The organism is uncultured Sulfitobacter sp. (assembly GCF_947499945.1).
In the GTDB taxonomy this organism is placed as follows: Bacteria; Pseudomonadota; Alphaproteobacteria; order Rhodobacterales; family Rhodobacteraceae; genus Sulfitobacter.
The window spans coordinates 194,981-218,994 of the sequence record NZ_CANMQD010000002.1 but is presented as its reverse complement, the minus strand read 5'-3'; the positions used below and the strand labels follow the sequence as shown (position 1 = coordinate 218,994).

The 24,014-nt window shown below is 56.7% G+C and carries 26 protein-coding genes and 1 pseudogene; 20 read left to right on the top strand and 7 right to left on the bottom strand.

What is annotated here, in order from left to right:
- Nucleotides 1-90 precede the first annotated feature (90 nt).
- The 6 genes from Q0775_RS11295 to mdoH all read left to right on the top strand — a co-directional run bounded on the left by Q0775_RS11295 (nt 91) and on the right by mdoH (nt 9,095).
- Nucleotides 91-1,716, top strand: coding sequence for a thiamine pyrophosphate-binding protein (locus tag Q0775_RS11295; protein WP_298860541.1), 1,626 nt, complete (start codon nt 91-93; stop codon nt 1,714-1,716).
- On the top strand, nt 1,700-2,908 hold the full coding sequence (locus Q0775_RS11290) for a CoA transferase (RefSeq protein WP_298860539.1): 1,209 nt from the start codon (nt 1,700-1,702) through the stop codon (nt 2,906-2,908). The genes Q0775_RS11295 and Q0775_RS11290 overlap by 17 nt, the downstream gene beginning before the upstream one ends.
- Nucleotides 2,909-3,106: 198 nt before the next feature.
- The gene (locus Q0775_RS11285) at nt 3,107-4,459 is read left to right on the top strand and encodes a tetratricopeptide repeat protein (RefSeq protein WP_298860537.1); all 1,353 of its coding nucleotides are present in this window, start codon (nt 3,107-3,109) and stop codon (nt 4,457-4,459) included.
- Nucleotides 4,460-4,477: 18 nt separating this feature from the next.
- Nucleotides 4,478-5,689, top strand: coding sequence for an OpgC family protein (locus Q0775_RS11280; protein ID WP_298860535.1), 1,212 nt, complete (start codon nt 4,478-4,480; stop codon nt 5,687-5,689).
- Complete coding sequence (locus Q0775_RS11275) at nt 5,689-7,215, top strand: glucan biosynthesis protein G (RefSeq protein ID WP_298860534.1); 1,527 nt, start codon at nt 5,689-5,691, stop codon at nt 7,213-7,215. The genes Q0775_RS11280 and Q0775_RS11275 overlap by 1 nt, the downstream gene beginning before the upstream one ends.
- On the top strand, nt 7,188-9,095 hold the full coding sequence (mdoH, locus tag Q0775_RS11270; RefSeq protein WP_298860531.1) for a glucans biosynthesis glucosyltransferase MdoH: 1,908 nt from the start codon (nt 7,188-7,190) through the stop codon (nt 9,093-9,095). The genes Q0775_RS11275 and mdoH overlap by 28 nt, the downstream gene beginning before the upstream one ends.
- A gap of 97 nt (nt 9,096-9,192) precedes the next feature.
- On the opposite strand, the gene Q0775_RS11265 is transcribed toward mdoH, so the two are convergent.
- The 4 genes from Q0775_RS11265 to Q0775_RS11250 form a co-directional block, all read right to left on the bottom strand.
- Nucleotides 9,193-10,896, bottom strand: a complete 1,704-nt coding sequence (locus Q0775_RS11265; protein WP_298860528.1) for a capsule biosynthesis protein — start codon at nt 10,894-10,896, stop codon at nt 9,193-9,195.
- On the bottom strand, nt 10,874-11,533 hold the full coding sequence (locus Q0775_RS11260; protein ID WP_298860525.1) for an ATP-binding cassette domain-containing protein: 660 nt from the start codon (nt 11,531-11,533) through the stop codon (nt 10,874-10,876). Before Q0775_RS11260 ends, Q0775_RS11265 begins: the two co-directional genes overlap by 23 nt.
- A gap of 148 nt (nt 11,534-11,681) precedes the next feature.
- The gene (locus Q0775_RS11255; protein ID WP_298860522.1) at nt 11,682-12,596 is read right to left on the bottom strand and encodes a cation diffusion facilitator family transporter; all 915 of its coding nucleotides are present in this window, start codon (nt 12,594-12,596) and stop codon (nt 11,682-11,684) included.
- Entirely contained in the window at nt 12,596-12,937 is a 342-nt protein-coding gene (locus tag Q0775_RS11250; RefSeq protein WP_298860519.1) for a metalloregulator ArsR/SmtB family transcription factor, read from the bottom strand. The genes Q0775_RS11255 and Q0775_RS11250 overlap by 1 nt, the downstream gene beginning before the upstream one ends.
- Nucleotides 12,938-13,040: 103 nt before the next feature.
- Between Q0775_RS11250 and Q0775_RS11245 the strand changes: the two genes are divergently transcribed.
- The 5 genes from Q0775_RS11245 (at nt 13,041) to rimO (ending at nt 16,924) form a co-directional block, all read left to right on the top strand.
- Nucleotides 13,041-13,625 (top strand): uracil-DNA glycosylase family protein, encoded by a 585-nt coding sequence (locus tag Q0775_RS11245; protein WP_298860516.1) that lies wholly within the window; start codon nt 13,041-13,043, stop codon nt 13,623-13,625.
- Nucleotides 13,622-14,407, top strand: coding sequence for an SseB family protein (locus Q0775_RS11240; RefSeq protein WP_298860513.1), 786 nt, complete (start codon nt 13,622-13,624; stop codon nt 14,405-14,407). The genes Q0775_RS11245 and Q0775_RS11240 overlap by 4 nt, the downstream gene beginning before the upstream one ends.
- A gap of 117 nt (nt 14,408-14,524) precedes the next feature.
- Nucleotides 14,525-15,049, top strand: a complete 525-nt coding sequence (locus Q0775_RS11235) for a YHS domain-containing (seleno)protein (protein ID WP_298860510.1) — start codon at nt 14,525-14,527, stop codon at nt 15,047-15,049.
- Between the two features lie 3 nt (nt 15,050-15,052).
- Nucleotides 15,053-15,508, top strand: coding sequence for a rhodanese-like domain-containing protein (locus Q0775_RS11230; protein ID WP_298860508.1), 456 nt, complete (start codon nt 15,053-15,055; stop codon nt 15,506-15,508).
- Between the two features lie 39 nt (nt 15,509-15,547).
- Nucleotides 15,548-16,924: a 30S ribosomal protein S12 methylthiotransferase RimO gene (rimO, locus tag Q0775_RS11225; RefSeq protein WP_298860506.1), complete on the top strand. Its 1,377-nt coding sequence runs from the start codon at nt 15,548-15,550 to the stop codon at nt 16,922-16,924.
- 203 nt (nt 16,925-17,127) lie between these two features.
- Here rimO and Q0775_RS11220 read toward each other — a convergent pair.
- Nucleotides 17,128-17,687 (bottom strand): annotated as a pseudogene (locus Q0775_RS11220) (putative glycolipid-binding domain-containing protein).
- A 349-nt stretch (nt 17,688-18,036) separates the two neighbouring features.
- Between Q0775_RS11220 and Q0775_RS11215 the strand changes: the two are divergent.
- Both Q0775_RS11215 and Q0775_RS11210 read left to right on the top strand, forming a co-directional pair.
- Nucleotides 18,037-18,393 carry a hypothetical protein gene (locus Q0775_RS11215; protein WP_298860503.1) on the top strand — a complete coding sequence of 119 codons (357 nt, stop codon included), beginning with the start codon at nt 18,037-18,039 and terminating at the stop codon, nt 18,391-18,393.
- Between the two features lie 38 nt (nt 18,394-18,431).
- Nucleotides 18,432-18,806: a thiol-disulfide oxidoreductase DCC family protein gene (locus Q0775_RS11210; RefSeq protein WP_298860500.1), complete on the top strand. Its 375-nt coding sequence runs from the start codon at nt 18,432-18,434 to the stop codon at nt 18,804-18,806.
- Here Q0775_RS11210 and Q0775_RS11205 read toward each other — a convergent pair.
- Nucleotides 18,803-19,162, bottom strand: a complete 360-nt coding sequence (locus tag Q0775_RS11205) for a YigZ family protein (RefSeq protein WP_298861779.1) — start codon at nt 19,160-19,162, stop codon at nt 18,803-18,805. The genes Q0775_RS11210 and Q0775_RS11205 overlap by 4 nt on opposite strands.
- 142 nt (nt 19,163-19,304) lie before the next feature.
- Between Q0775_RS11205 and Q0775_RS11200 the strand changes: the two genes are divergently transcribed.
- Entirely contained in the window at nt 19,305-19,565 is a 261-nt protein-coding gene (locus Q0775_RS11200) for a hypothetical protein (protein WP_298860497.1), read from the top strand.
- Nucleotides 19,566-19,575: 10 nt separating this feature from the next.
- On the opposite strand, the gene Q0775_RS11195 is transcribed toward Q0775_RS11200, so the two are convergent.
- Nucleotides 19,576-20,283, bottom strand: coding sequence for a M48 family metallopeptidase (locus Q0775_RS11195; protein ID WP_298861776.1), 708 nt, complete (start codon nt 20,281-20,283; stop codon nt 19,576-19,578).
- Nucleotides 20,284-20,451: 168 nt separating this feature from the next.
- Between Q0775_RS11195 and Q0775_RS11190 the strand changes: the two genes are divergently transcribed.
- From Q0775_RS11190 to Q0775_RS11165, 6 genes are all read left to right on the top strand, one after another.
- Nucleotides 20,452-20,682, top strand: a complete 231-nt coding sequence (locus Q0775_RS11190) for a hypothetical protein (protein WP_298860494.1) — start codon at nt 20,452-20,454, stop codon at nt 20,680-20,682.
- Between the two features lie 26 nt (nt 20,683-20,708).
- On the top strand, nt 20,709-21,587 hold the full coding sequence (locus Q0775_RS11185) for a branched-chain amino acid aminotransferase (RefSeq protein ID WP_298860491.1): 879 nt from the start codon (nt 20,709-20,711) through the stop codon (nt 21,585-21,587).
- 152 nt (nt 21,588-21,739) lie between these two features.
- Nucleotides 21,740-22,195: a universal stress protein gene (locus tag Q0775_RS11180; RefSeq protein ID WP_298860488.1), complete on the top strand. Its 456-nt coding sequence runs from the start codon at nt 21,740-21,742 to the stop codon at nt 22,193-22,195.
- A gap of 89 nt (nt 22,196-22,284) precedes the next feature.
- Nucleotides 22,285-22,845, top strand: coding sequence for a NifU family protein (locus tag Q0775_RS11175; RefSeq protein WP_298860486.1), 561 nt, complete (start codon nt 22,285-22,287; stop codon nt 22,843-22,845).
- A 43-nt stretch (nt 22,846-22,888) separates the two neighbouring features.
- The gene (gene tsaB, locus Q0775_RS11170) at nt 22,889-23,542 is read left to right on the top strand and encodes a tRNA (adenosine(37)-N6)-threonylcarbamoyltransferase complex dimerization subunit type 1 TsaB (protein ID WP_298860483.1); all 654 of its coding nucleotides are present in this window, start codon (nt 22,889-22,891) and stop codon (nt 23,540-23,542) included.
- Nucleotides 23,539-23,955, top strand: a complete 417-nt coding sequence (locus Q0775_RS11165; protein ID WP_298860480.1) for a GNAT family N-acetyltransferase — start codon at nt 23,539-23,541, stop codon at nt 23,953-23,955. The genes tsaB and Q0775_RS11165 overlap by 4 nt, the downstream gene beginning before the upstream one ends.
- Nucleotides 23,956-24,014: the final 59 nt, after the last annotated feature.

The window sequence follows — 24,014 nt, the reverse complement described above, 5'->3', positions numbered from 1 at the left end:
CCGTCATTTGAAACATTTACCACGCAGTGTTGAATTGCAGTGTCGGTCGCTTCGCGGCCATATGCGGAGCAACCAGCTAAAAGGTCTCCCATGTCATCCCCAGATACGTTCCGTGCCGCTGACGCCATTGCCCAACGCCTTTATGCGGCGGGATGTCGCCACGCGTTTGGCATGCCCGGTGGCGAAGTCCTCACTCTTGTAGATGCTCTTGAGGCCGCAGGGATCACTTTTGTTCTATGCAAACACGAAAATGCTGCGGGATTCATGGCCGAAGCCGCCTGGCATCAAACGGGCGCGCCCGGCATTATGGTGGCGACCATCGGTCCGGGTGTGCTCAACGGGGTCAATTCGATTGCCAACGCGCTGCAAGACCGCGTGCCACTGATCGTACTGTCAGGCTGCGTGGATGCGGCAGAGGCCGAGACCTACACACACCAAGTGCTCGACCAGCAAGCGGTCCTGCGCCCGATTACCAAGGCCAGCTTTCAGCTCAGCGCAGGGGCCGCCCATGTGGTCGCGGACAAAGCTGTTGGTATCGCGCTTGAGGGCCGCCCCGGTCCCGTTCATATCGATGTCCCCATCTCTGTCGCTGACGCAAAAATCTCCGCCCTGCCCCCAGCCCAGCGCACTACGCCCTCGGTTACGGCACCAACAGGGAGTGATCTCGAGACAGCGCAAGAATGGCTTGGAAGCGCGAAACGTCCCGTGATGGTCGTTGGCGTGGATGCCATGAACACGCAGGCTGAGGGCGAACTCACAGCCTTTGCAGAGCGTTTCGGCATTCCGGTTATCACAACATACAAAGCAAAAGGGCTGCTGGACGAGCGGCATTCCCTCGCTTTGGGCGGCGCGGGCCTGTCTCCTTTGGCCGATAAGCATCTTGTACCGTTTATCCAGCAGGCGGATCTGGTGATCTGTCTCGGTTATGACCCGATTGAAATGCGCCCCGGTTGGCGTGACATCTGGGATGCCAGACAGCAGCGGGTCATTGATATAACTGCTGTGCCAAACCACCACTATATGCATCAGGCCAGCCTGAGCTTCATCGCCGATTGCGCTGCAAGCCTCTCGGCCATTGCCGAGGGTGTTACCCCACAGGAGCAAACATGGCCAAAAGGAGAGATCAACGCCGTAAAAGCAGCACTTGCTTCATCGTTTCCGCGCGGCGAAGAATGGGGTCCCGCCGCCATCATCGACACCTGCCAACACCACCTGCCTGACGACACTATTGCGACTGCAGACAGCGGCGCACACCGGATATTACTGAGCCAAATGTGGACCTGCACCCAGCCGCGCGGGTTGCTGCAATCCTCCGCACTCTGCACCATGGGTTGCGCCTTGCCACTGGCGATGGGAACTGCCCTTTGCGCACCTAAACGTGTTGTCGTTTCCTTCTCCGGTGACGCCGGCTTTCTGATGATAGCAGGGGAGTTGTCGACAGCAGCCGAACTTGGCATCAAACCGATCTTTGTTGTCTTTGTTGATGGCTCGCTTGCCCTGATCGAGTTGAAGCAGCGCCAACGCCAGTTGCGCAATGCCGCCGTAGACTTTGGCCATCATGATTTTGCTGCCATGGGTCGTGCCTTTGGGGGTGCAGGCCATACGGCCACAAACCGCACAGAACTTGAGGCCGCCTTGGCTGCAGCACAGAGTGCCGACACCTTCACGGTAATTGCCTGCACGATTGAGCGAGGAGCCTATGACGGACGTATCTGAAACTGTTGGCGCCTTGGACGGGGTATTTGTCCTCGACCTCTCGCGCATCTTGGCTGGCCCTACGGCAACCCAGCTTTTGGGCGATATGGGCGCGACTGTGATCAAAGTGGAAAACCCCAAATCAGGCGGTGATGACACACGCGGTTGGGGGCCAAATTATGCACAAAACGAGGATGGCAGCGCTTCTGATCTGTCTGCCTATTTCATGTCCTCCAACCGCAACAAACATTCCATCGCCGTCGACATTGCCACGCCAGAGGGACAGGACGTCATCCGACGCCTTGCCGCACGCGCCGATATCGTGGTTGAAAATTTCAAGCCTGACGGACTGGTGAAATATGGGCTGGACCATGCGACCCTGTGCGCGGCCCACCCAAGCCTCGTCTATTGCTCCATCTCAGGCTACGGCCAAACAGGACCGAACCGCGACAAACCAGGCTATGATCTGATGGCCCAGGGGTTTAGCGGGATCATGTCGATCACCGGCGACCCTGAGGGCGTGCCCACCAAAGTAGGCGTTGGCATCGCCGATGTGATGTGCGGGATGTATGCGACCATTGGCATCCTCACCGCCCTGCGCCACCGCGACAAAACGGGTGAGGGCCAACATGTCGAATTGGCGCTGATTGACGCGTCCATGGCGTGGCTGGTGAATGAGGGGCTGAACTACCTCACCTCAGGCGAGCTGCCAGAACGACGCGGCAACGCACATCCCAATATCGTGCCCTATGATGCGTTTGAGGTGGCTGACGGTCACTTCCTGCTCGCCGTGGGAAACGATGCGCAATTTGCCCGGTTTTGCGATGTGATCGGTCTGCCTGACCTATCCGCGGATGTAGATTTCGCCACCAATCTGGGGCGGATCAAGAATCGCGAAGCCCTGATGCGCCAGATCAAACCAGCGCTGAAAACCTGGGCAAAAGAAAATATTCTGGAGGCGCTTGCCAAGGTAAAAGTCCCCTGCGGCCCCATCAACACTATCAAAGAGGCACTGACCTCAGAGCAAGCACAGGCACGCGGCGCAGTGCGCAACATGTCCGTTAAAGGCGTAAAGGGCGGTCAGATACAACTGCTGAGCAATCCTCTCAAATTCTCAAAAACACCTGTGAAGTATCGCCGCCCCCCGCCCCGTTTCGGGCAGGACACAGACGAAGTTCTTGCAACATGGCTGGGCGACAAACCAACGTCCTAGCGGGGTTTATCGCCAATTCCCTGCGCAAATCGAAGTCAATGCCGCTGAAAATGTCACCAACTTCACGAAAGTGGCTTGGCGCTTCACGTTGGCGTGTGGCATGGCCCAATCCCCTGACGACATCCGCTCTTATCAGCTAAGCAAGGTTCAACGCAGTGTTTAATTTGCACAGCTACCCAACCAAAAGGTGCTTCTCCTGTGACCCAGTTTGATATGTGCGCATGCCCTGTGACGCTGACTTCAGCCACAGCTTTAGCCGATTGGAACGGGGTCATTCACGGCCTGCTTTCGCACGGGCAGCAAACACCTGTTCACCTTGGACGCTTGATGGAGGCTGAGCCAAACTTTGCCATGGGCCACGCAGCACGCGGATTATTTTGCCTGATGACGGGGCGAGCCGAAGTTATTGCCTCTGCCCACGCAGCTCTTGGCACAGCGAAAGCGGCCGCTGCGCTTAAGGCCGTTACTCCCCGCGAAACGAATTGGATTACGACGCTCGAACTGTGGCTAAGCGGTAAGCCGACTGCCGCTATTGCTACAGTGGAAGATGTTTTGCGCACCCTGCCCCACGACACGCTCTCGGCTAAACTAAGCCATGGCATCCGTTTTATGTTGGGCGACAGTGCAGGCATGCGCCGCTCGGTTGAGCGCATACTGGACGCACATACCCCAGGTCATGCTGGACGTGGGTATCTGCTTGGCTGTCACGCTTTCACCCTTGAAGAAACTGGCGAATACGCGCGCGCAGAAGTTGTGGGAAAAGAGGCGCTGACTTTGACCACGGATGACGCATGGGGCCTGCATGCGGTGGCTCATGTTTATGATATGACCTCGCGGCCCGACTGCGGAATTGCCTTGATCGAGAATAACACCACTGCTTGGGGTCGCTCCAACAACTTTCGCTACCATGTCTGGTGGCACAAGGCGCTTCTGCACATGGAGCGGGGAGAACTGGATATCGCGCTCGGTCTTTATGATGCGCAAATCCGTTCGGATAAAACTGACGACTATCGCGATATTTCGAATGCCACATCACTTTTGATGCGGCTGGAACTTGAGGGCATGGATATTGGTCCCCGGTGGGAAGAACTTGCGGATTTCTCCGAGAACCGTGTCGAGGATGGCTGTCTGGTCTTCGCCGATCTGCACTATTTACTGGCCCTCACAGGAGCAGCACGCGGTGCAGCACGCAATGCCATGACGGCGCGCTTTGCCCGTGACGCCACCAAAGCGGGCGAAATGCCTGCCCGCGTCGAGGCGCCGGGCAAGGCGGCGCTTGCAGGGCTCAATGCCTTCTCGGAGGGGCGTTATGATACCGCATTTGCGAACTTGGCGGCAGCCCGCCCATTGATGCAAACCATAGGTGGCAGCCATGCACAACGTGATGTATTCGAGCGCATAACCATAGACTCAGGCCTGCGTGCAGGTCGATATGATGCAACCGCCGCCATTCTGCGGGACCGCCAGAAAACACGCGGCGGTCATATCGACCGCTTTGCCGCCACCCGTTTTGAAAAGATCAACACTGCACGCGGGATCGCGGCGCAATAAACTGGACCGAAAACCTTTATGCCGACGCCTGCCACCCCTGTTGCCACTGCACTACGTGTGCGCGACCTCCGTCTCGATTTCTTTCGTGGCATTGCGATGTTCATTATTCTGATCGCCCATACACCGGGAAACTTTTTGACCTCATGGATTCCTGCGCGTTGGGGATTTTCGGACGCGACAGAGATGTTTGTTTTCTGCTCTGGCATGGCTTCCGCCATCGCCTTTGGCGGTGCGTTTCAGCGCTCGGGCTGGTTTCTGGGCTCAGCACGTGTGGGGTTTCGCATATGGCAAGTGTACTGGGCACATATCGGACTCTTCATTGCCGTAGCTGCCCTGATGGCTGGGTTGGATTACTATGGCGGGTTTGGCAAAAACTATATCGGCTCCCTGAATCTTTGGAAGTTCTTTGAGGACCCCGCCGTGCCTTTGGTTGGGCTTATGACGCTAACCTATGTGCCCAATTATTTCGATATTCTGCCCATGTATATGGTCGTACTGGCGATGATGCCGATTGTGATGGCGCTTCAACAGATTCACACTGGATTGGTTTTCACCTTTATGGTTGCTGTCTGGCTGGGGGCGCAGACTTGGCTGCTGGGGGACTATCACCTCGCCTTTCCCGCAGAGCCCTGGTCAGAGCGCAAGTGGTTCTTCAATCCCTTCGCATGGCAACTTGTGTTCTTCACAGGGTTTGCACTCATGCGCGGCTGGATACCCAAACCGCCTGTGCATTTCGCACTTGTCGTATTGGCCGCTGTCATTGTCATCGCCAACATCCCGCTAAGCAATATCGGCGTGCGGGCCGTCGCGCGGGACTGGTTCTTTGTGACAGAAACGGGCAATCCCGTTATCGACGCGCGTATCGCACTCAAGCCGCTTATCGACAAAAGCGATTTTGGTCTCTTCCGCTACATCCAGTTCCTCGCACTCGCCTATCTCGCGTGGGTTCTGGCGGGTGATAAGGGTGACAATCTGCTGGCGCGGGGCGCCAGTATGCTGGCACGGGTCTGGGGGCAAATCCTCAAGATTATCCTCAAAGTAGGCCAGCAATCTTTGGCAGTGTTTATCGTGTCCATGTTCACCGCACGGGTAATGGGATTTGTCATGGATATGATCGGACGTACAACAGCGACCACATTACTGGTCAATTTGGGTGGCGCGATAATCCTTGTCGTCACCGCCTATGGGGCCGGCTGGTTTAAGTCCCAACCTTGGAAAGTGAAAGCCTGATGCTGCGCCGCGATGTCCTCAAAACACTTGCTGCCTTGGCCGCAGTCCCTAGTGCAGCACTGGCCGAGGATGCGCCTTTGCATGTAGGTGACACATCCACGCCCTTTAACGCACAAACGGTCAAAAATCTTGCGCGGGCGCTGGCTGAGAGAGACTATCAGCCGCGCCCCTCCATTCCAAAGGAATGGGAGAACATCAGCTATGATCAGTATCGCAAAATCTGGTTTGATACCCGCAACGCACTTTGGGAGAACACCACCCGTCCGCAGCGGTTGGATGTCTTCCCTCCCGGGCTTTATTATGGGCAAGGGATCGAGATAAATGTCGTTGAGGATGGCGGCGCACGTCCGCTGGTGTTCGATTTGGAGGTGTTTGATCGCACCGACCAGTTCCCCGACCTGCCGCTGAACGAAAACATGGGCTATTCCGGTTTGCGCTTGCGTGCCGATCTGCGCAACTCTGGCGCGTTTACGGAATACGCGGTGTTTCAAGGGGCCAGCTATTTTCGCGGAATTGGCACAGGCGAAATATACGGCCTATCGGCCCGCGGTCTTGCCCTCAAGACAGGCGATCCAATGGGAGAGGAGTTTCCAGATTTCACCGGATTCTGGATCGAAACGCCTGAGGCCTCGGACGCCTCGGTCACGCTGCATGCCCTACTGGACAGCCCCAGCTGTTCGGGAGCCTACCGTTTCGAGATCACCCATGGCGACGTGCTGCATATGGAAGTCGAAGCGACTATATTCGCAAGGGCCGAAATGGCCCATGTGGGCATCGCCCCGCTGACGTCGATGTTCCTATTTGACGCGACCGACCGTGCGCGGTTCTCCGATTTCCGCCCCAACGTGCACGACAGCGACGGCCTGCTCATCCACAACGGCGCAGGCGAAGTGATCTGGCGGCCATTGGCGAACCCCAAAACTCTGCAAATCAGCGCCTTTGGAGACCAGAACCCAAAAGGATTTGGCCTGATGCAGCGCAAACGGGACTTCAGCGATTATAACGATCTCGAAGCGCTTTATCACAAGCGCCCCTCAGTCTGGATCACCCCGCGCGGGGACTGGGGTACAGGTGCCGTAACGCTCGTGGAAATTCCGGCAGACCTTGAAATTTACGACAATATTGTCGCCTATTGGCGCCCTGCCAACCCTATCACGGCAGGCGAAGAACATCACATGCGCTATGGGCTGCGATGGGGTGCCGATCCCGCACCAAACCCACCCGAATTATTACGGGTGCTGAGCACAGCCATGGGAGGACGGCCCGAGGGTGGCTTGGTCATGGTCATAGATTTCGAAGACGGCAGTGCGCTGCCCGAAGACCTGAGCGCTGTTGACGTGATTTTGCGCAGCAGCACAGGCACCACAACACCTGGAATTTTACAGCGTAACCCTGAAACCAATGGCCCCCGACTTGCGTTTACCTTCATGCCCGAAGGTGCTGACGTGGCTGAGTTCCGCGTGCAGCTGCGCACCGGCGACGCCCCCTTGAGCGAAGTATGGCTTTACCGTTGGACAAAGACCTGATGCAGGATCAAGACCTTAACACTTCAATGCCGCCCCGCGCGCCCATGGACGCACTAGAGCAGACGTTTGGCACAGCGCCATTACCCGCTTTTGCGGACAGACCTGCCACTGGTCCTGCATGGCGGGCCGCTACGTTTTGGCCGGCCCTGATCGGTACGGCGCTGCTGGTGGCGGGTCTTTATGGCTGGCTCGCAAATGGCGGGATGAGTGGTATGGAATGGGCGCTGCTTAGCATGATCGGTGCGACATTTGTCTGGGTCAGCCTGTCGGTCAGTACCGTTGGCGTGGCCATTGCAGGATTACTGGCGCGCGCAAATGCAGATGTGCGCCCTGTCGGAGAGATCATCGGTATCGACGTGGCGCTGCTGGTGCCGATCTATAACGAAGTGCCGCAAAACGTTTTTGGCAATGCGGTCGCAATGCTGGACGACTTAGCCACGCGGCACAGGCCACATCGCTATAGCCTGTTTATTTTGTCAGATACCCGCGATGATGCGATTGCCGCCCGCGAATGGCAGGCATTCGAAGATTTGCGGCGTACCGCGCCCGACGGTTTTGCCGTTTATTATCGCCGACGCACCACAAACACCGACAAAAAGATCGGCAATATTGCCGACTGGGTCCGCGGCTGGGGCGCGGCGTATGAAGGCATGGTTGTGCTTGATGCAGACAGCTTGATGAGCGGCCGTGCGATTGACCGCCTGTCCTCCGAGCTATCGTCTGATCCACGTGCTGGACTGATCCAGACCTTCCCAATGCTCATTGGTGCACAAACCGTTTTTGCCCGTTTGCAGCAATTCTCGAATGTCGCCTATGGCTGGCTGCTGGCCGAAGGACTGGCAACTTGGGCACGCTCCGAGGGCAACTATTATGGCCATAACGCGATCATCCGCACGCAGGCTTTTGCCACCAGTGCGATGCTACCCCATTTGCGCGGACGCAGCGGCAATGACCAACTCATCCTGAGCCACGATTTCGTGGAGGCGGGGCTGCTGCGCCGTGCGGGTTGGGGCGTGCGTTTCCTGCCGCGTGTGACAGGCAGCTTTGAGGAGACCCCTGCCACCCTGATCGACTATGTCATCCGTGACCGTCGCTGGTGCCGCGGAAATCTACAGCATTTGCGCCTGCTCGGCACTAAAGGGCTGCATCCTGTATCGCGGTTTCACCTTTTTCACGGTGCTGTCGCCTATCTGCTCAGTCCTGCGTGGTTCTTCCTGTTGGTGATCTGGGCACTGTTGGGAAAGGATGCGGAAACAAACGTTGTGCGCTATTTCAATGAGGCGAACCCGCTCTTTCCAGACTGGCCCCCCGCCATGAGCCACATCGACAGCGCGGTATTTCTGATCATCATGTACGCCATGCTGCTCACTCCCAAAATTGCGGGCGCTGGCATTATTGCCGCAACACCGCGTGCGGCGCGGGTGTTCGGCGGAGCTGGTCCTTTTTTGCGTAACTTCCTCGTCGAACTTGCGCTTTCCATCGCTTACGCCCCCATCATGATGATCCAGCAGACCAAAGCGGTGCTCCGCGCCCTCACCAGCAGTTCGGAAGCATGGGCACCACAATCGCGAACCGCACGCCAACACAGTTGGGCCACACTCATCAAATTCCACTGGATCGAGATGGTGCTGGGTGTGGTTTTGCTGAGCGGATTGCTCGCTGGTTTGATCTCTTTGTGGCTGCTACCGATCATGGCGAGCCTTGTATTGGCGGTGCCCCTTTCAGCGCTGTCAGGGATGCAAGTATCGCAGCGTGCGGGGTCAACTTTCCGTCTTGATAGCCCCTACACTTTACGAGAACCCGCAATCGTCCAACGCGCATTACAAGAACGGGCACGGCTTGAGTTGGCGTTGAATGCCGCCGATGTGGCAACCAAATAGCAAAGATTTCGCGTCCCTCCAGGAGGGCCAATCCCACAATGCAAAACGCCCACCAGACTTCTCTGGCGGGCGCTTTCATTTTAGCACTGTCGCACTCTTACGAAGTTACTTGCTCCCGCAGGATCGAAGCGGTCAGAGACAACATCAAGTAAATGCCACCAAAGATCAGGAACGCCAGAATGGTATTCTCGAACTTGCGTGGATAGCTTGGCTCCTCACTCGGCACGGGCCGCACAGCGATGGTAAGATATCGGACCTGACGGGTTGCCTCTGTACGGGCCTGCTCCAAACCCGTTTGGGCCAGTTGCAGGTTTGTGTCCGCGTTCACCAGATCGGCTTGGGCCAATTGCAAACTCACCGCTTGTTGGGCCAGTGAATTCGTACCCTCAGTGGCATTGTTCATGCGGTTATTGAGCTGCGCCAGCGCTCCTTCAAGGCGGCGCACATCGCCTTGCGCACCCTCGACTTTGGCACGGTTGGGCCGCGCATTGTCCAGCAGAGCAGCAAGCTCCAGCTGCTTTTCGATCAACAGGGTTTCATAGTTGGTGATCTGGGTCCGGATCGCGGCAATCACAGCTTCGGGATCGACCCCATTTTCGACCTGAAGTTCGATCAGCCTTTGCTGGGCATCACGCCGCGCTTGCTGCGCCTTCTGAAAACCGATCTCGGCATCGACCATGCCACTGTCACGTTTGTCCTGACTGAGGCTGTTCACACGCTCTTCGGCATATTTCAGCAACCGCTCAGAAAAGGTAGTCGCAATCTGTGGGTCAGCTGCAATGATCTCCATCCGGATCACGCCCTCTGTCGGGTCATAGCCAATTTTGACGTTCTTTTTATAGAGTTTATAGGCCTCTTCGTTGGTTGGGCTATCGTTCAACCGCTGGATCGGATCAATTGACGGATCAGCAAAGTGATCCTTGAAACCCGCATCACTGTTCAACCGCAGCATCGCATCCTTGGATTGCAGATAGGCTTGGGTGGCGATGCTGTCCGCAGAGTTGGCAAACTGTGTCGGTAGCAGGCCGCCAAACGGGCTTGGGCCGCCGCCGCCTTCGTTCTGGATGATCAGGAATTGACTGTCGGTGGCATACATCGGTGTCGCCACTTTGTAGAAATAATATCCAGCGAAAAAGGTCGGCAAAATGACAAAGAAGGCCAACCGCACAATGAGCAGACCCATCTTTCTGCGACGACGCCGTGTGATGTCTTTTTGGATGTCTGAGATTTCGCGCGTGCGACGCTCCATCGGACTCACTTCGGTAGAGGGCAGCGTGCTGCGGCCTGTGGGGATCGTCTGGGGTAGTTGCACACGGCCAGATCCTGCCCCCCCTTCAACGCTGGGCAAGGTGGCCATGACATCGCCGGGGCCGCCCTCATGTTGGGCCCCGCCCGCTTGGGGTACAACAAGTTCAAGCATGTTGGAGCGTTGGAATGGGTCAATCCCTTTTGCACGCAGCAGACGCACCGCATCAAAATCGGATGTCGCCGGAAGGCCATGTTTTTGTGCAACGCGCCGCGCCATGCGCAACTGTCGCCCTGTCAGGCCTTCTTGTCGAATGGCATCCATATCCTGCTCACCGCTCACCTGAGCGGCTGATGCTACGTCACCCGCCTGCGCTGTTGGCTGTTTAGGCGGCGTCTGCGGTGCAGGTTGCGGGATCGCTTGCTCCGACGCTTTAGGCTGAGGCGCGGGTCGCGCAGCAGGCTTGGGCGCCTCGGAGGGCGATGTCGCGGCTTCTGTCTCCGCGCTCGGACTACGCTTGATGCGGAATTTTCTAGCTTTGGGTTTGGTAGTCATACAACTGTTTCGCTTCTTCCAAGCTGTCAAAAACGTTAAGCTGCCCGTCCACAAGGACTGCGGCAGTTCGCGCGAATTTTTCTAGCGTTTCCGCCTGATGCGACACAATCACGATTGTGGTGGTGCGCAGGCGTTCTTGCAGGATTTCTCCTGCTTTTCTGTTAAATTCTACGTCCGTGGTGGACGGCATACCCTCATCAATCAGGTACATATCAAAATCCAGCGCCAGCATCAGCGCAAAGGAAAAGCGTGCGCGCATCCCCGCCGAATAGGTGCCAAGCGGCTGGTCAAAATATTCGCCCAGACCACAAAGCCAGCGACAGAAACTCTCGACATAGTCGGGATCAAGCCCGTAGAGCCGCGCGATATAGCGCGAGTTCTCCATTGCAGACACTTTACCCACAACGCCGCCCATGAATCCGAGTGGGAAAGAGATGTTACACCCACGGTAAATCTCGCCCTCATCAGGCTTTTCCAACCCTGCCATCATGTTGATGAGGGTGGTTTTGCCGGTTCCGTTGGGCGCAAGGATGCCCATGGATTTACCAAGCTCAACGCGGAACGACGCACGGTCAAGGATGACCTTGTGTTGTGTACCCGTCCAGAAGGACTTGGAAACGTTACGAAATTCCAGCATTGTGCGCCTGCTCCGCCTTTGTTTGCGGGATGAAGTTTACGCCTCTCTTACGGAGGATATAATTCCATCTATAGACAGAATTTGACCATATTATGTCCGATTTGGAAACAAATGTACAATAAGACCGACAGCGTTTCCGACAGCAGAGTTAACCGTGCCCGATCACCTGCTTTGAATGTACACAGATGGTACCGTTTTCTTCGATTTCCAACGTGCAATGGGACAGGCTGAACCGTGTCAAAAGCATCTCACGCAGGGCCGTTCTGGTCTGGCTGGCAGTGGCATCGGAAGTCAGAACGATATGCGCTTCGAGCGCGTTTACATGCTCCCCCATTCTCCAAAGATGAACATGATGGACCGACGCAACACCGCCCTCCGCCTCTAGGGCTGCGATCACCTCAACCGTGTCCAGATCATCGGGACTGCCCAGCATGAGCAAACGTATAACATCAGGCATCTCGACGGCAGCGTGCCAAAGGATATAGCCCGCAATGAGCAGGGTGACGAGCGGATCAACCCAATGCCATTCAAACAAAATAACCAGCGTTCCGGCAATGATCACTGCCACCGAACCAAGCGCATCTGCCAGATTGTGCAAAAACGCCGCACGAATGTTCATGCTGTTTTTGGAGAGCCGGTAAGTAAGTGCAGCGGTGCCCAGATCAATTGCCAGAGCGACCCCCGCTACGATCACGATGATCCAACCCGTCACTTCCGTAGGTGCAAAGAAACGCGCAATCCCCTCATATACAAGATACAGCGCTACAACGACCAAGGTGGTATAATTGATAAGCGCCGCGACCGCCTCGATCCGTCCATAGCCGAATGTCATCCGCGCATCTGCGGGACGGCGTGCAACTTTACGTGCGAAAAATGCAATAATCAGCGCCATGGCATCTGACAAATTATGCATCGCATCAGCAATCAGCGACAAGCTCCCTGCAAAAATGCCGCCAATGATCTGCGCCACAGTAAGCGCAAGGTTGAGCGCCACGGCAAAGGCAACTTTGGTGTCTCCTGCATTGGGGTCAACATGATGGTGGTGGGTGTGTTTATGTCCCATCAGCCGTGACCATGCTCAGCGCAGGGTACGTCAGCATCGGCACAACACTCCGTCAACAGGAAATGCGACAAACCGTGCACCCGCTCATAGGCGATAGCCGCGCAAATAATGCTGCGCCCTTGGCGGGTCTGCTCGACCAAGCCTGCCGCGGCCAGGATTTTCATATGATGGGTAAGCGTTGACCCTGTCACCCCAGTTGCCTCACCCAGTGCCCCGATGCTCAGGCCCGATGGTCCCGCCCTGACCAGCGCGAGTAAGACTATAAGCCGTTGTTCCGAGCCAAGGGCCGCGAAACCCGCTGCCGCGATGGTGATATCGGGTGTGGGTGATTCTATTTCCATAATTCTAGAAATATAGAATAATATTGGCTTGTAAACCTACCTTCGATAGGTATCGAAATATATTTTCCTTGGCAAAGCCTGCTTCCCGCTTACTTAAGGCGCTATGAAAGACATCCGCCCTGATCTGCACGCCTGCACCCTGTGCACCCAACGCTTTGCCGCGACGGCCACCGCACACCGTCCCAATCCCGTGGTGTGGTTCCAAAAAGGTGCGCGTCTGCTCATCGCGTCCCAAGCCCCGGGGATGAAAGTGCACAAAGCCAACACACCGTTTTGGGATGCTTCCGGTGTGCGCTTGCGCAGTTGGCTCGGGCTTGATGAAGACGCGTTTTACGATCGCTCCCGCGTGGCGATCATCCCTATGGCCTTCTGCTTTCCAGGTTATGACGCCAAGGGCAGCGACCTGCCGCCGCCCCCTATCTGTGCAAAGACATGGCGCAAAGACGCCTTGGCAATGGTACCCGAAGCCCGCCTCACCGTGCTCATTGGGGGACACGCCATGCGCTATCATCTGCCAAACTTTACAACAGTCACGCAAGCCGTGCGGGACTGGGAGACAAATCCGCGCGGCACCTTCGCCTTGCCACATCCTTCATGGCGCAATACGGGTTGGCTCAAGAAAAATCCGTGGTTCGAGGCCGAGGTACTCCCTCGCTTGCAAACCGCCGTTGCCGAGGTGATGCTATGACCCAGACTCCGCTTGATACTGCCCATGCCGCGATGATGGCCGCGCCCGACGACGACACCGCCCGCCTGCGGTTTTACGAGCGGATGGCGGATGTAGAGCTGTTCTTGCTGCTGGAGGCCGAACCCGAGGGGGACCAGATCAACCCGCGCGTGCTGGACTTAGAGGGCGCTCAGTACCTGTTAGCCTTTGATCGCGCCCAGCGCCTTGCACAATATGCGGGTGAGGCTGGCGCCTATGTCGCGCTGTCGGGCCGCAACGTTGCCGCGATGCTGGAGGGGCAACCGCTTGGCATCGCGCTCAACATGGATGTGGCTCCTTCCGCGATCCTGCTGCCTGATACCGCCGTTGCGTGGTTACGCGAGACGCTGACCAACAAGGCCGCGCAAATCGAGGCCAAGATCGAAAGTGTGCTGCCCCCCAAAGGTCTGCCAGAGCAACTCATCACTGCCATCGACGAAAAGTTGGCCACTGCTACAGGCATGGCCGCCAATGCATGGCTGGTGGGTGTTGCGTACGAGGGAGGCGGGCGCGGGCATCTGCTCGCCTTTATCGACGCCATTCCGCGTGCACAAGACGCGCTGGTACGTGCGGCCTCCGAAGCGCTCACCTTCTCTGGCATTGAAGCAGGCGCGATGGACGTAGGGTTCTTCAATCACAGCGATCCGACTGTAACAAAGCTGATGAAAGTGGGCTTGCGGTTTGATTTGCCCCAAATGGAAACATTACAGAACACGCCACGTTTACCCGGTGGAGACACAGGCGCACCGCCTATCCTGAAATAATCGGTGTTAAAAACGCTTGCTGGCTCACGCCACCGCGAGGTCACGCAAACGCGAGATGCAAGCGTAGTCTTGTCTGGCTAGGCTTTGGGTATACCATCACTCTCACAGGAGACTTTCATGAACCGCTTTGTCCTCACTATCGCCGCCGCTGCCACCGCACTCAGCTTTGCCAACGCAGCCTTTGCAGGTGAGCAATTTGTCGACGAGACAGGTTTTGCCGTCTCTGGTTATGACGTGGTCGCCTACTTCTCCCTGCCACAAAACGCTGTCGGCCAGACGAACACCGCTCCCGTCGAGGGCATCAAATCCATCACGGCAGAGTATAACGGCGCGACATTCGCCTTCTCGTCGGAGGCAAACCGCGACCTCTTCACAGCCAATCCCGAAAAATACGTCCCCCAATATGACGGCCACTGCGCTTACGGTGTGGCAAAGGGTGGCAAAGTACCAGGCAACCCGACATTGTGGCGTATCGTAGATGACAAACTCTTCCTCAATATCACGCCCAACGTCGTAGGCTTCTGGGAAGAGGACATTCCGGGACACATCAACATGTCCACAGGCAACTGGCCCAGCCTTGACCCACAGCCCGCCGCCGACCGCACCATTCCCCAGTGGTCGTCAATGGCACCCAAAGGCTGATCCATGGCTACCCCCTCCTCCCCCAAGCTGACCCGCCGTGTTGTAATCGGAACCGCAATCGCCAGTGTTGGCGGCGTAGCTCTGGCACGGTGGTACAACATCGGCGCAAGGGAGGAGGACGGCATGAACGTCAGCGCAGCTTATGCAGCGGCGATTGAGGGACGCATAACCCTCATCGACATCCGCCGCCCTGATGAATGGGCCGCGACGGGTATCGCGCAGGGTGCAATCCCGCTCGACATGCGCGATCCTGAGTTTGCACAAAAGCTGCTGGCGCTTGTGCCCGACCCCAATGACCGCATCGCCCTCATCTGCGCGCGCGGCGTACGCTCGCGTTATCTGGCAGGGCAGCTGACGGAGGCTGGCTTCACCAATATCATCGACGTGCCCGAAGGCATGCTCGGCTCTGGCGCGGGGCCGGGGTGGCTTGCGGCGGGTTTACCCGTCACCAAACTCTGACCGATTGCCGAACCCACCTGCGTAGATTATAGCCAGCGCATGAGCACAAATCCCCCAAGCCTCCGCCCCGATCTGGCCCCCCGAGCCACCTTCTCCGAGCCAAAGCGCACAGGCCAGCCGACCATTGGCATGGTCAGCCTTGGTTGCCCCAAAGCGTTGGTGGACAGTGAGCGCATCCTCACCCGCTTGCGCGCCGAAGGCTATGCAATCTCCCCTGACTATTCGGGCGCAGACGCCGTGATCGTGAACACCTGCGGCTTTCTGGATTCCGCCAAAGCCGAGAGCCTCGACGCCATTGGCGAAGCGCTCACCGAAAATGGACGCGTGATCGTAACAGGCTGCTTGGGCGCCGAGCCTGATTATATCCGCGAACACCACCCTCGCATCCTCGCCGTCACGGGCCCGCACCAATACGAGCAGGTCTTAGACGCCGTGCACCTTGCCGTGCCGCCCTCCCCCGATCCGTTCATCGACCTGCTGCCTGCGTCTGGCGTGTCGCTCACCCCGCGCCACTTCAGCTACCTCAAGATTTCCGAGGGCTGTAACCACAAGTGCAAATTCTGCATCATCCCCGACATGCGCGGCAAACTCCAATCCCGCCCCGCCCACGCGATCATCCGCGAAGCTGAAAAGCTGGTCGAGAGTGGCGTCAAAGAGCTGCTGGTCATTTCCCAAGACACCTCCGCCTACGGTGTTGACATCAAACACGCCGAAGATCGCGGCCACCGCGCGCATATCACCGACCTTGCCCGTGATCTCGGGTCATTAGGTGCATGGGTACGCCTGCATTACGTCTATCCCTACCCCCATGTGCGCAAACTCATCCCGCTCATGGCAGATGGTCTGGTCCTGCCATACCTCGACATCCCGTTCCAACACGCCCATCCCGATGTCCTGAAACGCATGGCCCGCCCCGCCGCGGCAAGCAAAACCCTCGACGAGATCGCAGCATGGCGCGAGGTCTGTCCCGATATTACCCTGCGCTCGACCTTCATCGTCGGCTATCCCGGTGAGACTGAGGCGGAATTCCAGACGCTACTGGATTGGATGGACGAGGCCCAACTCGACCGCGTCGGCTGCTTCCAATATGAAAATGTTGCGGGCGCACGCTCCAACGCGCTGCCCGATCATGTGGACGCGGATGTGAAACAAGACCGCTGGAACCGCTTTATGGAAAAGGCCCAAGCAATCTCCGAGGCCAAGCTGCAGGCCAAAGTCGGCAAGCGCATGGACGTGATCATCGACGAAATAGACGAAGACGCCGCAACCTGCCGCACGAAAGCCGACGCACCAGAGATCGACGGAAACCTGTTTATCGACGAGGGCCATGAGGCGCTGACCGTGGGCGATATCGTCACGGTCGAGGTGGAGGAAGCGGGTGAGTATGATCTGTGGGGGCGCGTTGTGCCAACTTGAGCTCTCTGGAGAGGCGCACCGTCACTGCTGCCCCTCTCCAGAGCATCCATTCTGCGGCATTATTAAAGGCCCCCTTTCACAGCAGGCACAAAAACCTTCAACAACTACCTATTTTTTGAACGGGGTTTGTGGCCGCTTTAATCGCGGTGGTTTTGACATGTTCCAAAAACGAGCGTTTTTGGAACATGTGTTGAATAATTAGTCTATCTAAGCCGTTTGAACGTATCGGGGTAATCGAGCACGATACCAGCCCCATCAATTTCCAGCTCCGCTGTAAAATTCCGAAACAACCCTTCATAGCGGTAGAGCCTGCCAACTTCGAGACAGGTGTATCGCTGTTCAGCGCGTGCCGGAATAAAGGCATCCGCAATCTGACTAGGTAGCGGCACGTATGCTGCTAGGATTTCACGACTTTCACCAGCCGAGAGGCCGAGACGTTTGATTGGCAGTGCATTGGTAGCCGGTGTCACACCAATATCTACATCAATGCATCCGTTCAGGTGTTCCAAAGACGATCCCGCGACAAGATCAAGCCAGTTTCCGCAACCATCTGCCTCAATATGCAAAACTGGGCCGCTGGCATACTGGACACGAACTTCCTTTGTGCGAAAAATTCGTCAGTTCGAACGGAATAGAACGCACCATATTTTGTCTCTCTTGCGCCCACGACGGCACCGGTCAGATTCATGCCACCTTCGTTAGTCTCGACAACGCAGTGTTCCAATCCATTGTCGTTCCAAGCCTGCCATCGCACATCCACCATCTTTACCATCTCCTATAAGGTATTTTCCGACTGTCTTTTGAATTAATGCGGAATGCAAATTGGGTTCAATGGGACATTCTCTGCGCCTATACGGCTTTCCAAAAACGACGGTTTGTTGAACAGTTCTTCAGAGGCCGCCGTTGAAGGACTAGATCCAAGCGAAAACTTTGCTCAGCACTCTAGACAAAAACTGGACGCCCATTTCTTCCGCCCCAGACGCAGCAGAACAGGTGTCATCTGGATGCCTCGGTTAACATTTAAACCATAACCAAGGAGTGAAACACAACTTTACTTGCAATGTTCCCTCTCTGTTCTATATTGAATGTAGAACAAGAACAGGGAGCATCCCATGTCGTATCAAACTACGTTTACCGATCTCTTTGACACAGCGCAGTCCGCCACACAGGCCGAATTGCCACTGCCGACACCCACGCCTGCTACGGAAAAGCAGATCGAATATGCCAAATCGCTGGCGGAAAAGACGCACTCGGAACTGCCCGCAGGCATTACCCAAGACCGCGCGCGCATGTCTAAATGGATCGACGCGCACAAACCCGCGCCAAGTCAGTTCAACGATTACCCCTCCTCCAAGCAGGTCGGCTTTGCCGAGCGGATTGCGCGGCTTAAACGCACGCAGGTCCCGCCAGAGTGCTTTCGCGACCGTGGCCTCATGTCGCGGTGGATTGACGGGAATAAACCACGTTAGGGGCTGGCTTTGGCCCCTTGCACCCCTATCTGTTGAACATGACAGAGAAAACCGAAGTCCTCTATAACGGCGAGTGCCCCGTGTGCAGCCGCGAGGTGAACCACTACGCAAAGCTGAGCGACGATCAGGCGCTGCCGATCCGGTATGACGATCTCAATGATCTGTCAAAACTGCACGCGTGGGGCATCACGCCCGATCAGGCAGCGCGGCGGCTGCACGTGCGTAAAGACGGTCAGATCACAGCAGGGATACCAGCGTTCATCGTCCTTTGGCGGGAAATACCCCAAACCCGCTGGCTCGCAAAACTATTCAATTTGCCCGTGATCCACCGTATTGCCTGCTTGGGTTACGACTATGTTCTCGCTCCAGTGATTTATCGATGGCATATCGCGCGGCAGGGGCGGCAGTCCTAATTCGCCGCCAGCTCCTCAAGGTAGTCTCGAACACAAGTTTGCACATGGCGAAAACGGTCACCGCCCAAATGCTTGCCACCATACCACCGCGTCACCACAACGAGATGCCCGATGATCCCATCGCGCTCCAGCATCCGCAGGATAACCATGCCTGCTCCACTCTCCCCGTCATCGGCCTTAATTGGCCCATCGTGCGGTAAAAGCGCTCCCCACGTATTATGGGTCGCCCTCGCATAGGATTTGTTCCGTTTGAGCGATTTCAGCGCCGCATCAATGTCGGCACGGCTGGTGACTGGACACCCCGATACCGCATATTTGCTACCACGGTCCGCAAGAATGATTCCCAACATACGCACAGTCAGGAATACCTGACTTGGCTGAACACACAGGTTGGCGTAATTATATTGCACAACATACGATCTTTGTTTGGCTTTGTTTTAAATTTACGCATTTCACGACCGTTTCAAACACAACCAATTTATATCGGGACGAATACCCATGCAATTATTCCCTCATCCATCGGCTTTGGCCGAGCTAATAGGCATTGCAGGCTTCTGTCTTTATGTCCTCACCTACGGGCTGCTCACATTCCGCTTTATCAGTGGCCCGTCGGTTCTATACTTCACGATGAACCTCACCGCCTCAAGTTGCGTTCTTATCGGACTCTCTTCCAGCTTCAACCTCGCCTCGGCGATGATCCAGATCTTCTGGATTTCCATGTCTCTGATCGGAATCACACTGCAACTAAGACGCAGCTAGCAGATCCAGTTCAAAGACCTGCCGCAGTGCGGCGCACCACATCGATGCGCGATGCATTGGGTGGATGCGTTCCCAGAAATTTGTCACCGGGATCAGGAATACGGGTAAAAAATTCTGCGCCACGCAGGGGATTATATCCGGCCTTTTGGGTGATGACTGTGCCTAGGGCGTCCGCCTCCAGCTCGAATTCCTTTGAATAGCTGCGCGCACCAACCTGCGCTCCAAGTTCTTGCGCAGAGCGCACTGCATTGGCATCACCACCGCTCAACGTGGCCAACCCTGCAAAAATAACAGCCCCTGCAACCGCATTTTGTTGCTGTCGGCCTATGTGGCCTGCGATGTGGTGCGCCGCCTCATGCCCCATGACAAACGCGAGCTCGTCCTCATTACGGGCATCGGCAATAAGCGCGAGCGTAAAGGCGATGATGGGCCGCCCCTGCTGGTCTATCGTCTGATATGCATTTGCCGGCTGATCGGGTCGGTCATCCACCACGATATTGAAATCGCAATTCACGTTTTGCGTCCGTGCCCTGCACTCCCGCTCTGCGACTGGCTCAAGAGTATTCACCACCTGCACAAAAGAACGCGCACTGGAGCGAATAGAAGCCGACGAAGGTTGGCTCGGCGTTGTGGCGGGTGCAGGCCCCGTGGGCGCAGCAGGCACAACATCACAGGCGGATAGCCCTGCGATAAGGCCCAAAGCAACAATAGCGCGCATGATCATCGGGAGGGTTTCCTTTTCTGGGCGTTCACCGCGTAATTTAGCACGCTGAGCCGCCAGTGCCAGCCTCATAAGGATGCGATCTGTCGTTTGCGCGAAGGTGTGCCACCCGCTGCGATGATTGCACAGCTTGCGCATGGGGTCTTATCCGTTAGTGTTGTTTGCATGTTTACCATTGAGCATGAATTTGACGCGACAGTAATCACCCTCGTCGATGAGGGTGACACGCCATTACGTGAGGACGTAACCCTGAGCGCGTTTGACACCCGCATAACTCTGGAACAGTGGGATGCGGAAACCGACAGCGTCCGCAAAATCACCCTATCGCCCAATCAGCTGCGCGATCTTGCAGCTGCACTTAACCTGCCCGAAGGCATTTACCACAGCGCACCCTGACTGCGCCAATCAACAGGACACATCCCATGGCCACTGGTACCAACATCCGCACCTACTTCGAAGGCACATGGCACAACGGCGATCTGAGCGTGATGAAAGCTGCCGATCACGGGGCATGGCTTGGGACAACTGTCTTTGACGGTGCGCGCTTGTTTGACGGGCTGGCACCAGACCTTGAGGCGCATTGCGCAAGGATTAACCGCTCGGCGCGTGCATTGATGATCACCCCGACCGTGAGCACCGAAGACATGGTTGCAATCGTACGCGAGGGTCTTGCTGCCTATCCGCACGAGGCAGCTGTATATATCCGGCCCATGTACTGGGCGCTGGCGGGGGATGAGCTGGGCATCATTCCTCTCGAAGGGGCCACAGGCTTTGCCGTCTCGCTAGAACAAATTCCTATGGCCCCGCCCGAGGCTTCCGCGACCCTCACTCGCACACGGTTCCGCCGTCCCGTGCTTGAGGATAATGTGGTGAATGCCAAGGCTGGGTGCCTCTATCCCAACAATGCGCGCATGATGGCCGAGGCGCGCAGCAAAGGGTTCAATAATGCGCTTGTTGCTGATGCTATCGGAAACGTTGCTGAAACCGCCTCGGCCAATGTGTTTATGGTAAAAGACGGCGAAGTCTTTACTCCAGTACCCAATGGTACATTCCTCGCAGGGATCACCCGTGCGCGGCATATGGAGAATATGCGAGCCGATGGGCTGCACGTGCATGAAAGCGTGCTGAGCTTTGACGATTTTCACGCGGCAGACGAGATATTTCTCTCGGGCAACATGATGAAAGTCACCCCGATCAGCGCCTTTGACGAAACAACCTACCGCGTCGGCGGTAACGGCAATCCCGTGACCCAGCGCGTGCGCGAGATGTATTGGGACTGGGCCGCTACACAAAAAGTGTAACATTTGCGGAGGCGGCAAATTTTTCAAAAATTTTGGGTCGGAATTTGAGAAAACTCCGTTTGATGCCCGGGTTGACCCGACTGGACCTTCAAAAGCCAATTGCATGAAGCGCCTGCCCGCGCCATGATCGCCACCGATGTAGGGAGAATATCATGCGCAAGTTTCTTGTGGTCCTTGATGACAGCCGCGAATGCCTCAGCGCCATGCGCTTTGCTGCGATGCGAGCGTCCAAAACAGGCGGCGGCGTCGAAGTCCTCGCTGTCATACCCCCGGAAGAATTTAACCACTGGATCGGGGTTGGCGACATCATGCGTGAAGAAGCCCGCGAGCGGATCGAAGTCCACTTTGAAGTCTTTGCCAAATGGATGCGCGACCGCCAAGGCGTTGATCCCGAACTGGTCATCCGCGAAGGTCAAGCTGTGGACGAGATCATGGCACAAATCAAAGAAGACAGCGAGATTGGCGTGCTGGTCCTTGGGGCTGGCACCGACGGCAAAGGGCCGGGGCCGCTGGTCACCCAACTTAGCCGCAACTCAGGCTCGCTCCCTGTCCCGATTACAATCGTTCCGGGTGACCTGACCAAAGAGCAGCTAGAAGCGATCACCTGATTACCCTCAGTTTAGAATCATTCCAATCCCTTGACATTCAGGCTCTGCATCCGCATATCTTGATCAACCCTCGACGGAGATATTGCACGATGTTTATCCAAACAGAATCCACACCCAATCCCGCAACGCTCAAGTTTCTACCCGGTCAGAACGTGCTGGAAATGGGCACTGCAGATTTCCCGACACCTGACACTGCCGCCACGTCCCCGCTGGCCACGCGCCTGTTCGCGGTTGAAGGTGTGACAGGTGTGTTCTTTGGCATCGACTTTGTCACCGTTACCAAAACCGACGATATGGAATGGGACCATCTTAAGCCAAGTCTGCTCGGTGCGATTATGGAGCATTTCCAATCAGGTCAGCCTGTCATGGGCGCGGATCATAAAGTCACGTCAGGTCACGCCGAGCATACAGGCGAAGACGGCGTTATTGTCGGCCAGATCAAGGAGCTGCTCGACAGCCGCGTGCGTCCTGCGGTGGCTCAAGACGGCGGCGACATCACTTTTCATGGTTTTGACCGCGGCGTGGTCTATCTTCACATGCAAGGCGCTTGCGCGGGCTGCCCCTCCTCGACGCTCACTTTGAAAATGGGCATCGAGAACCTTTTGCGCCACTACATCCCCGAAGTGACCGAAGTGCGCCCTGTTGCCTAGTTCCGCCTTTCCGGACACTAAAAAGAAATCTCCGAAGGTTCTGGTGTTTGATACATCAGGGCCTTTCGTCTCTGTAGGGACTGGTTTTGATGGGTACTACAGCGGCGAAGTGCTCGACATGGCAAAAGGCCAAGCCGAAGCGCTGTTCCCCCTGATTGAGGAACGTTTGGCGCTTTGCGGTTGGACGCTCGCGGATCTTGATGCGATAGGTGTCGCCACCGGACCGGGGAATTTTACGGGCATCCGCATTTCGGTATCGGCTGCGCGGGGCCTGGGTCTCGCTCTCGGCATTCCGGTATTTGGCCTGAACCAGTTTGAGTTAACCTACGGCATCATACCGGTTCCGCACGGCACATTGATAAGCGTTCTCGCACCGCGCAACATGGCTTATGTCGAAGGTTCGCGCTTAGATGCAGGCAAGATTTCAGCACAGATGATCGACCCCGCGCATCTGCCAGACGATTTGCAACTCTGCTCGCGCATGGCCGTATTTGGCCACCGCGCAGATGAGATTTCAGGGCATTTCGGGGCAACGCCCTATGTCGACCCATACCAGCCCGACCCCGCGCTGATGGCAACTCTGACAGAACAGAAATACCTTGAGGCACTGGCCTTCCCGCCCAGCCCCGCGCCCAACTACGTCAAGCCACCCGATGCGGCCCCTGCACGCGACACGCCGCCCCAGATCGTGCCATGACGCCTGTGCAAATGGCCGAAATCCATCAAGCTGCCTTTGTTCATGAACGCGGCTGGCAAGCGGATGAATTCACACAGCTTTTGGAGCAACCTTTTACAGATGCGCTCACCACTGAGGGCGGATTTGCCATCACCCGCACCCTTGCGGGCGAAAGCGAATTGCTGATCCTTGCCGTCGCACCAACCCACCAACGGCGCGGCATCGCAGGCCGACTGATGATGGAATGGACTACGAAAATACAAGCGACGGCAGAGACCGCATTCCTCGAAGTTGCCGCTGACAATCAGGCTGCAATTGCACTTTATATCAAACACGGATTTGCCCGGACGGGCCTGCGAAAAGCATATTACAAGCGCACAGATGCCCCCGCAGCGGATGCCATGCTGATGAGCCGTGCGCTTACGCAAGGTTAATCGCCCCACAGGACCGCCGTGTTCAACGAATCAGGTTGACCCCACCCCCGTCCCCACAG

Bases quoted from the DNA above. Each gene is read 5' to 3' on its own strand.
- Q0775_RS11295 (WP_298860541.1), top strand. From the start codon at position 91: ATGTCATCCCCAGATACGTTCCGTGCCGCTGACGCCATTGCCCAACGC.
- Q0775_RS11290 (WP_298860539.1), top strand. From the start codon at position 1,700: ATGACGGACGTATCTGAAACTGTTGGCGCCTTGGACGGGGTATTTGTC.
- Q0775_RS11280 (WP_298860535.1), top strand. From the start codon at position 4,478: ATGCCGACGCCTGCCACCCCTGTTGCCACTGCACTACGTGTGCGCGAC.
- Q0775_RS11275 (WP_298860534.1), top strand. From the start codon at position 5,689: ATGCTGCGCCGCGATGTCCTCAAAACACTTGCTGCCTTGGCCGCAGTC.
- mdoH (WP_298860531.1), top strand. From the start codon at position 7,188: ATGGCTTTACCGTTGGACAAAGACCTGATGCAGGATCAAGACCTTAAC.
- Q0775_RS11265 (WP_298860528.1), bottom strand. From the start codon at position 10,896: ATGACTACCAAACCCAAAGCTAGAAAATTCCGCATCAAGCGTAGTCCG.
- Q0775_RS11260 (WP_298860525.1), bottom strand. From the start codon at position 11,533: ATGCTGGAATTTCGTAACGTTTCCAAGTCCTTCTGGACGGGTACACAA.
- Q0775_RS11255 (WP_298860522.1), bottom strand. From the start codon at position 12,596: ATGGGACATAAACACACCCACCACCATCATGTTGACCCCAATGCAGGA.
- Q0775_RS11250 (WP_298860519.1), bottom strand. From the start codon at position 12,937: ATGGAAATAGAATCACCCACACCCGATATCACCATCGCGGCAGCGGGT.
- Q0775_RS11245 (WP_298860516.1), top strand. From the start codon at position 13,041: ATGAAAGACATCCGCCCTGATCTGCACGCCTGCACCCTGTGCACCCAA.
- Q0775_RS11240 (WP_298860513.1), top strand. From the start codon at position 13,622: ATGACCCAGACTCCGCTTGATACTGCCCATGCCGCGATGATGGCCGCG.
- Q0775_RS11235 (WP_298860510.1), top strand. From the start codon at position 14,525: ATGAACCGCTTTGTCCTCACTATCGCCGCCGCTGCCACCGCACTCAGC.
- Q0775_RS11230 (WP_298860508.1), top strand. From the start codon at position 15,053: ATGGCTACCCCCTCCTCCCCCAAGCTGACCCGCCGTGTTGTAATCGGA.
- rimO (WP_298860506.1), top strand. From the start codon at position 15,548: ATGAGCACAAATCCCCCAAGCCTCCGCCCCGATCTGGCCCCCCGAGCC.
- Q0775_RS11215 (WP_298860503.1), top strand. From the start codon at position 18,037: ATGTCGTATCAAACTACGTTTACCGATCTCTTTGACACAGCGCAGTCC.
- Q0775_RS11210 (WP_298860500.1), top strand. From the start codon at position 18,432: ATGACAGAGAAAACCGAAGTCCTCTATAACGGCGAGTGCCCCGTGTGC.
- Q0775_RS11200 (WP_298860497.1), top strand. From the start codon at position 19,305: ATGCAATTATTCCCTCATCCATCGGCTTTGGCCGAGCTAATAGGCATT.
- Q0775_RS11195 (WP_298861776.1), bottom strand. From the start codon at position 20,283: ATGCGCGCTATTGTTGCTTTGGGCCTTATCGCAGGGCTATCCGCCTGT.
- Q0775_RS11190 (WP_298860494.1), top strand. From the start codon at position 20,452: ATGTTTACCATTGAGCATGAATTTGACGCGACAGTAATCACCCTCGTC.
- Q0775_RS11185 (WP_298860491.1), top strand. From the start codon at position 20,709: ATGGCCACTGGTACCAACATCCGCACCTACTTCGAAGGCACATGGCAC.
- Q0775_RS11180 (WP_298860488.1), top strand. From the start codon at position 21,740: ATGCGCAAGTTTCTTGTGGTCCTTGATGACAGCCGCGAATGCCTCAGC.
- Q0775_RS11175 (WP_298860486.1), top strand. From the start codon at position 22,285: ATGTTTATCCAAACAGAATCCACACCCAATCCCGCAACGCTCAAGTTT.
- Q0775_RS11165 (WP_298860480.1), top strand. From the start codon at position 23,539: ATGACGCCTGTGCAAATGGCCGAAATCCATCAAGCTGCCTTTGTTCAT.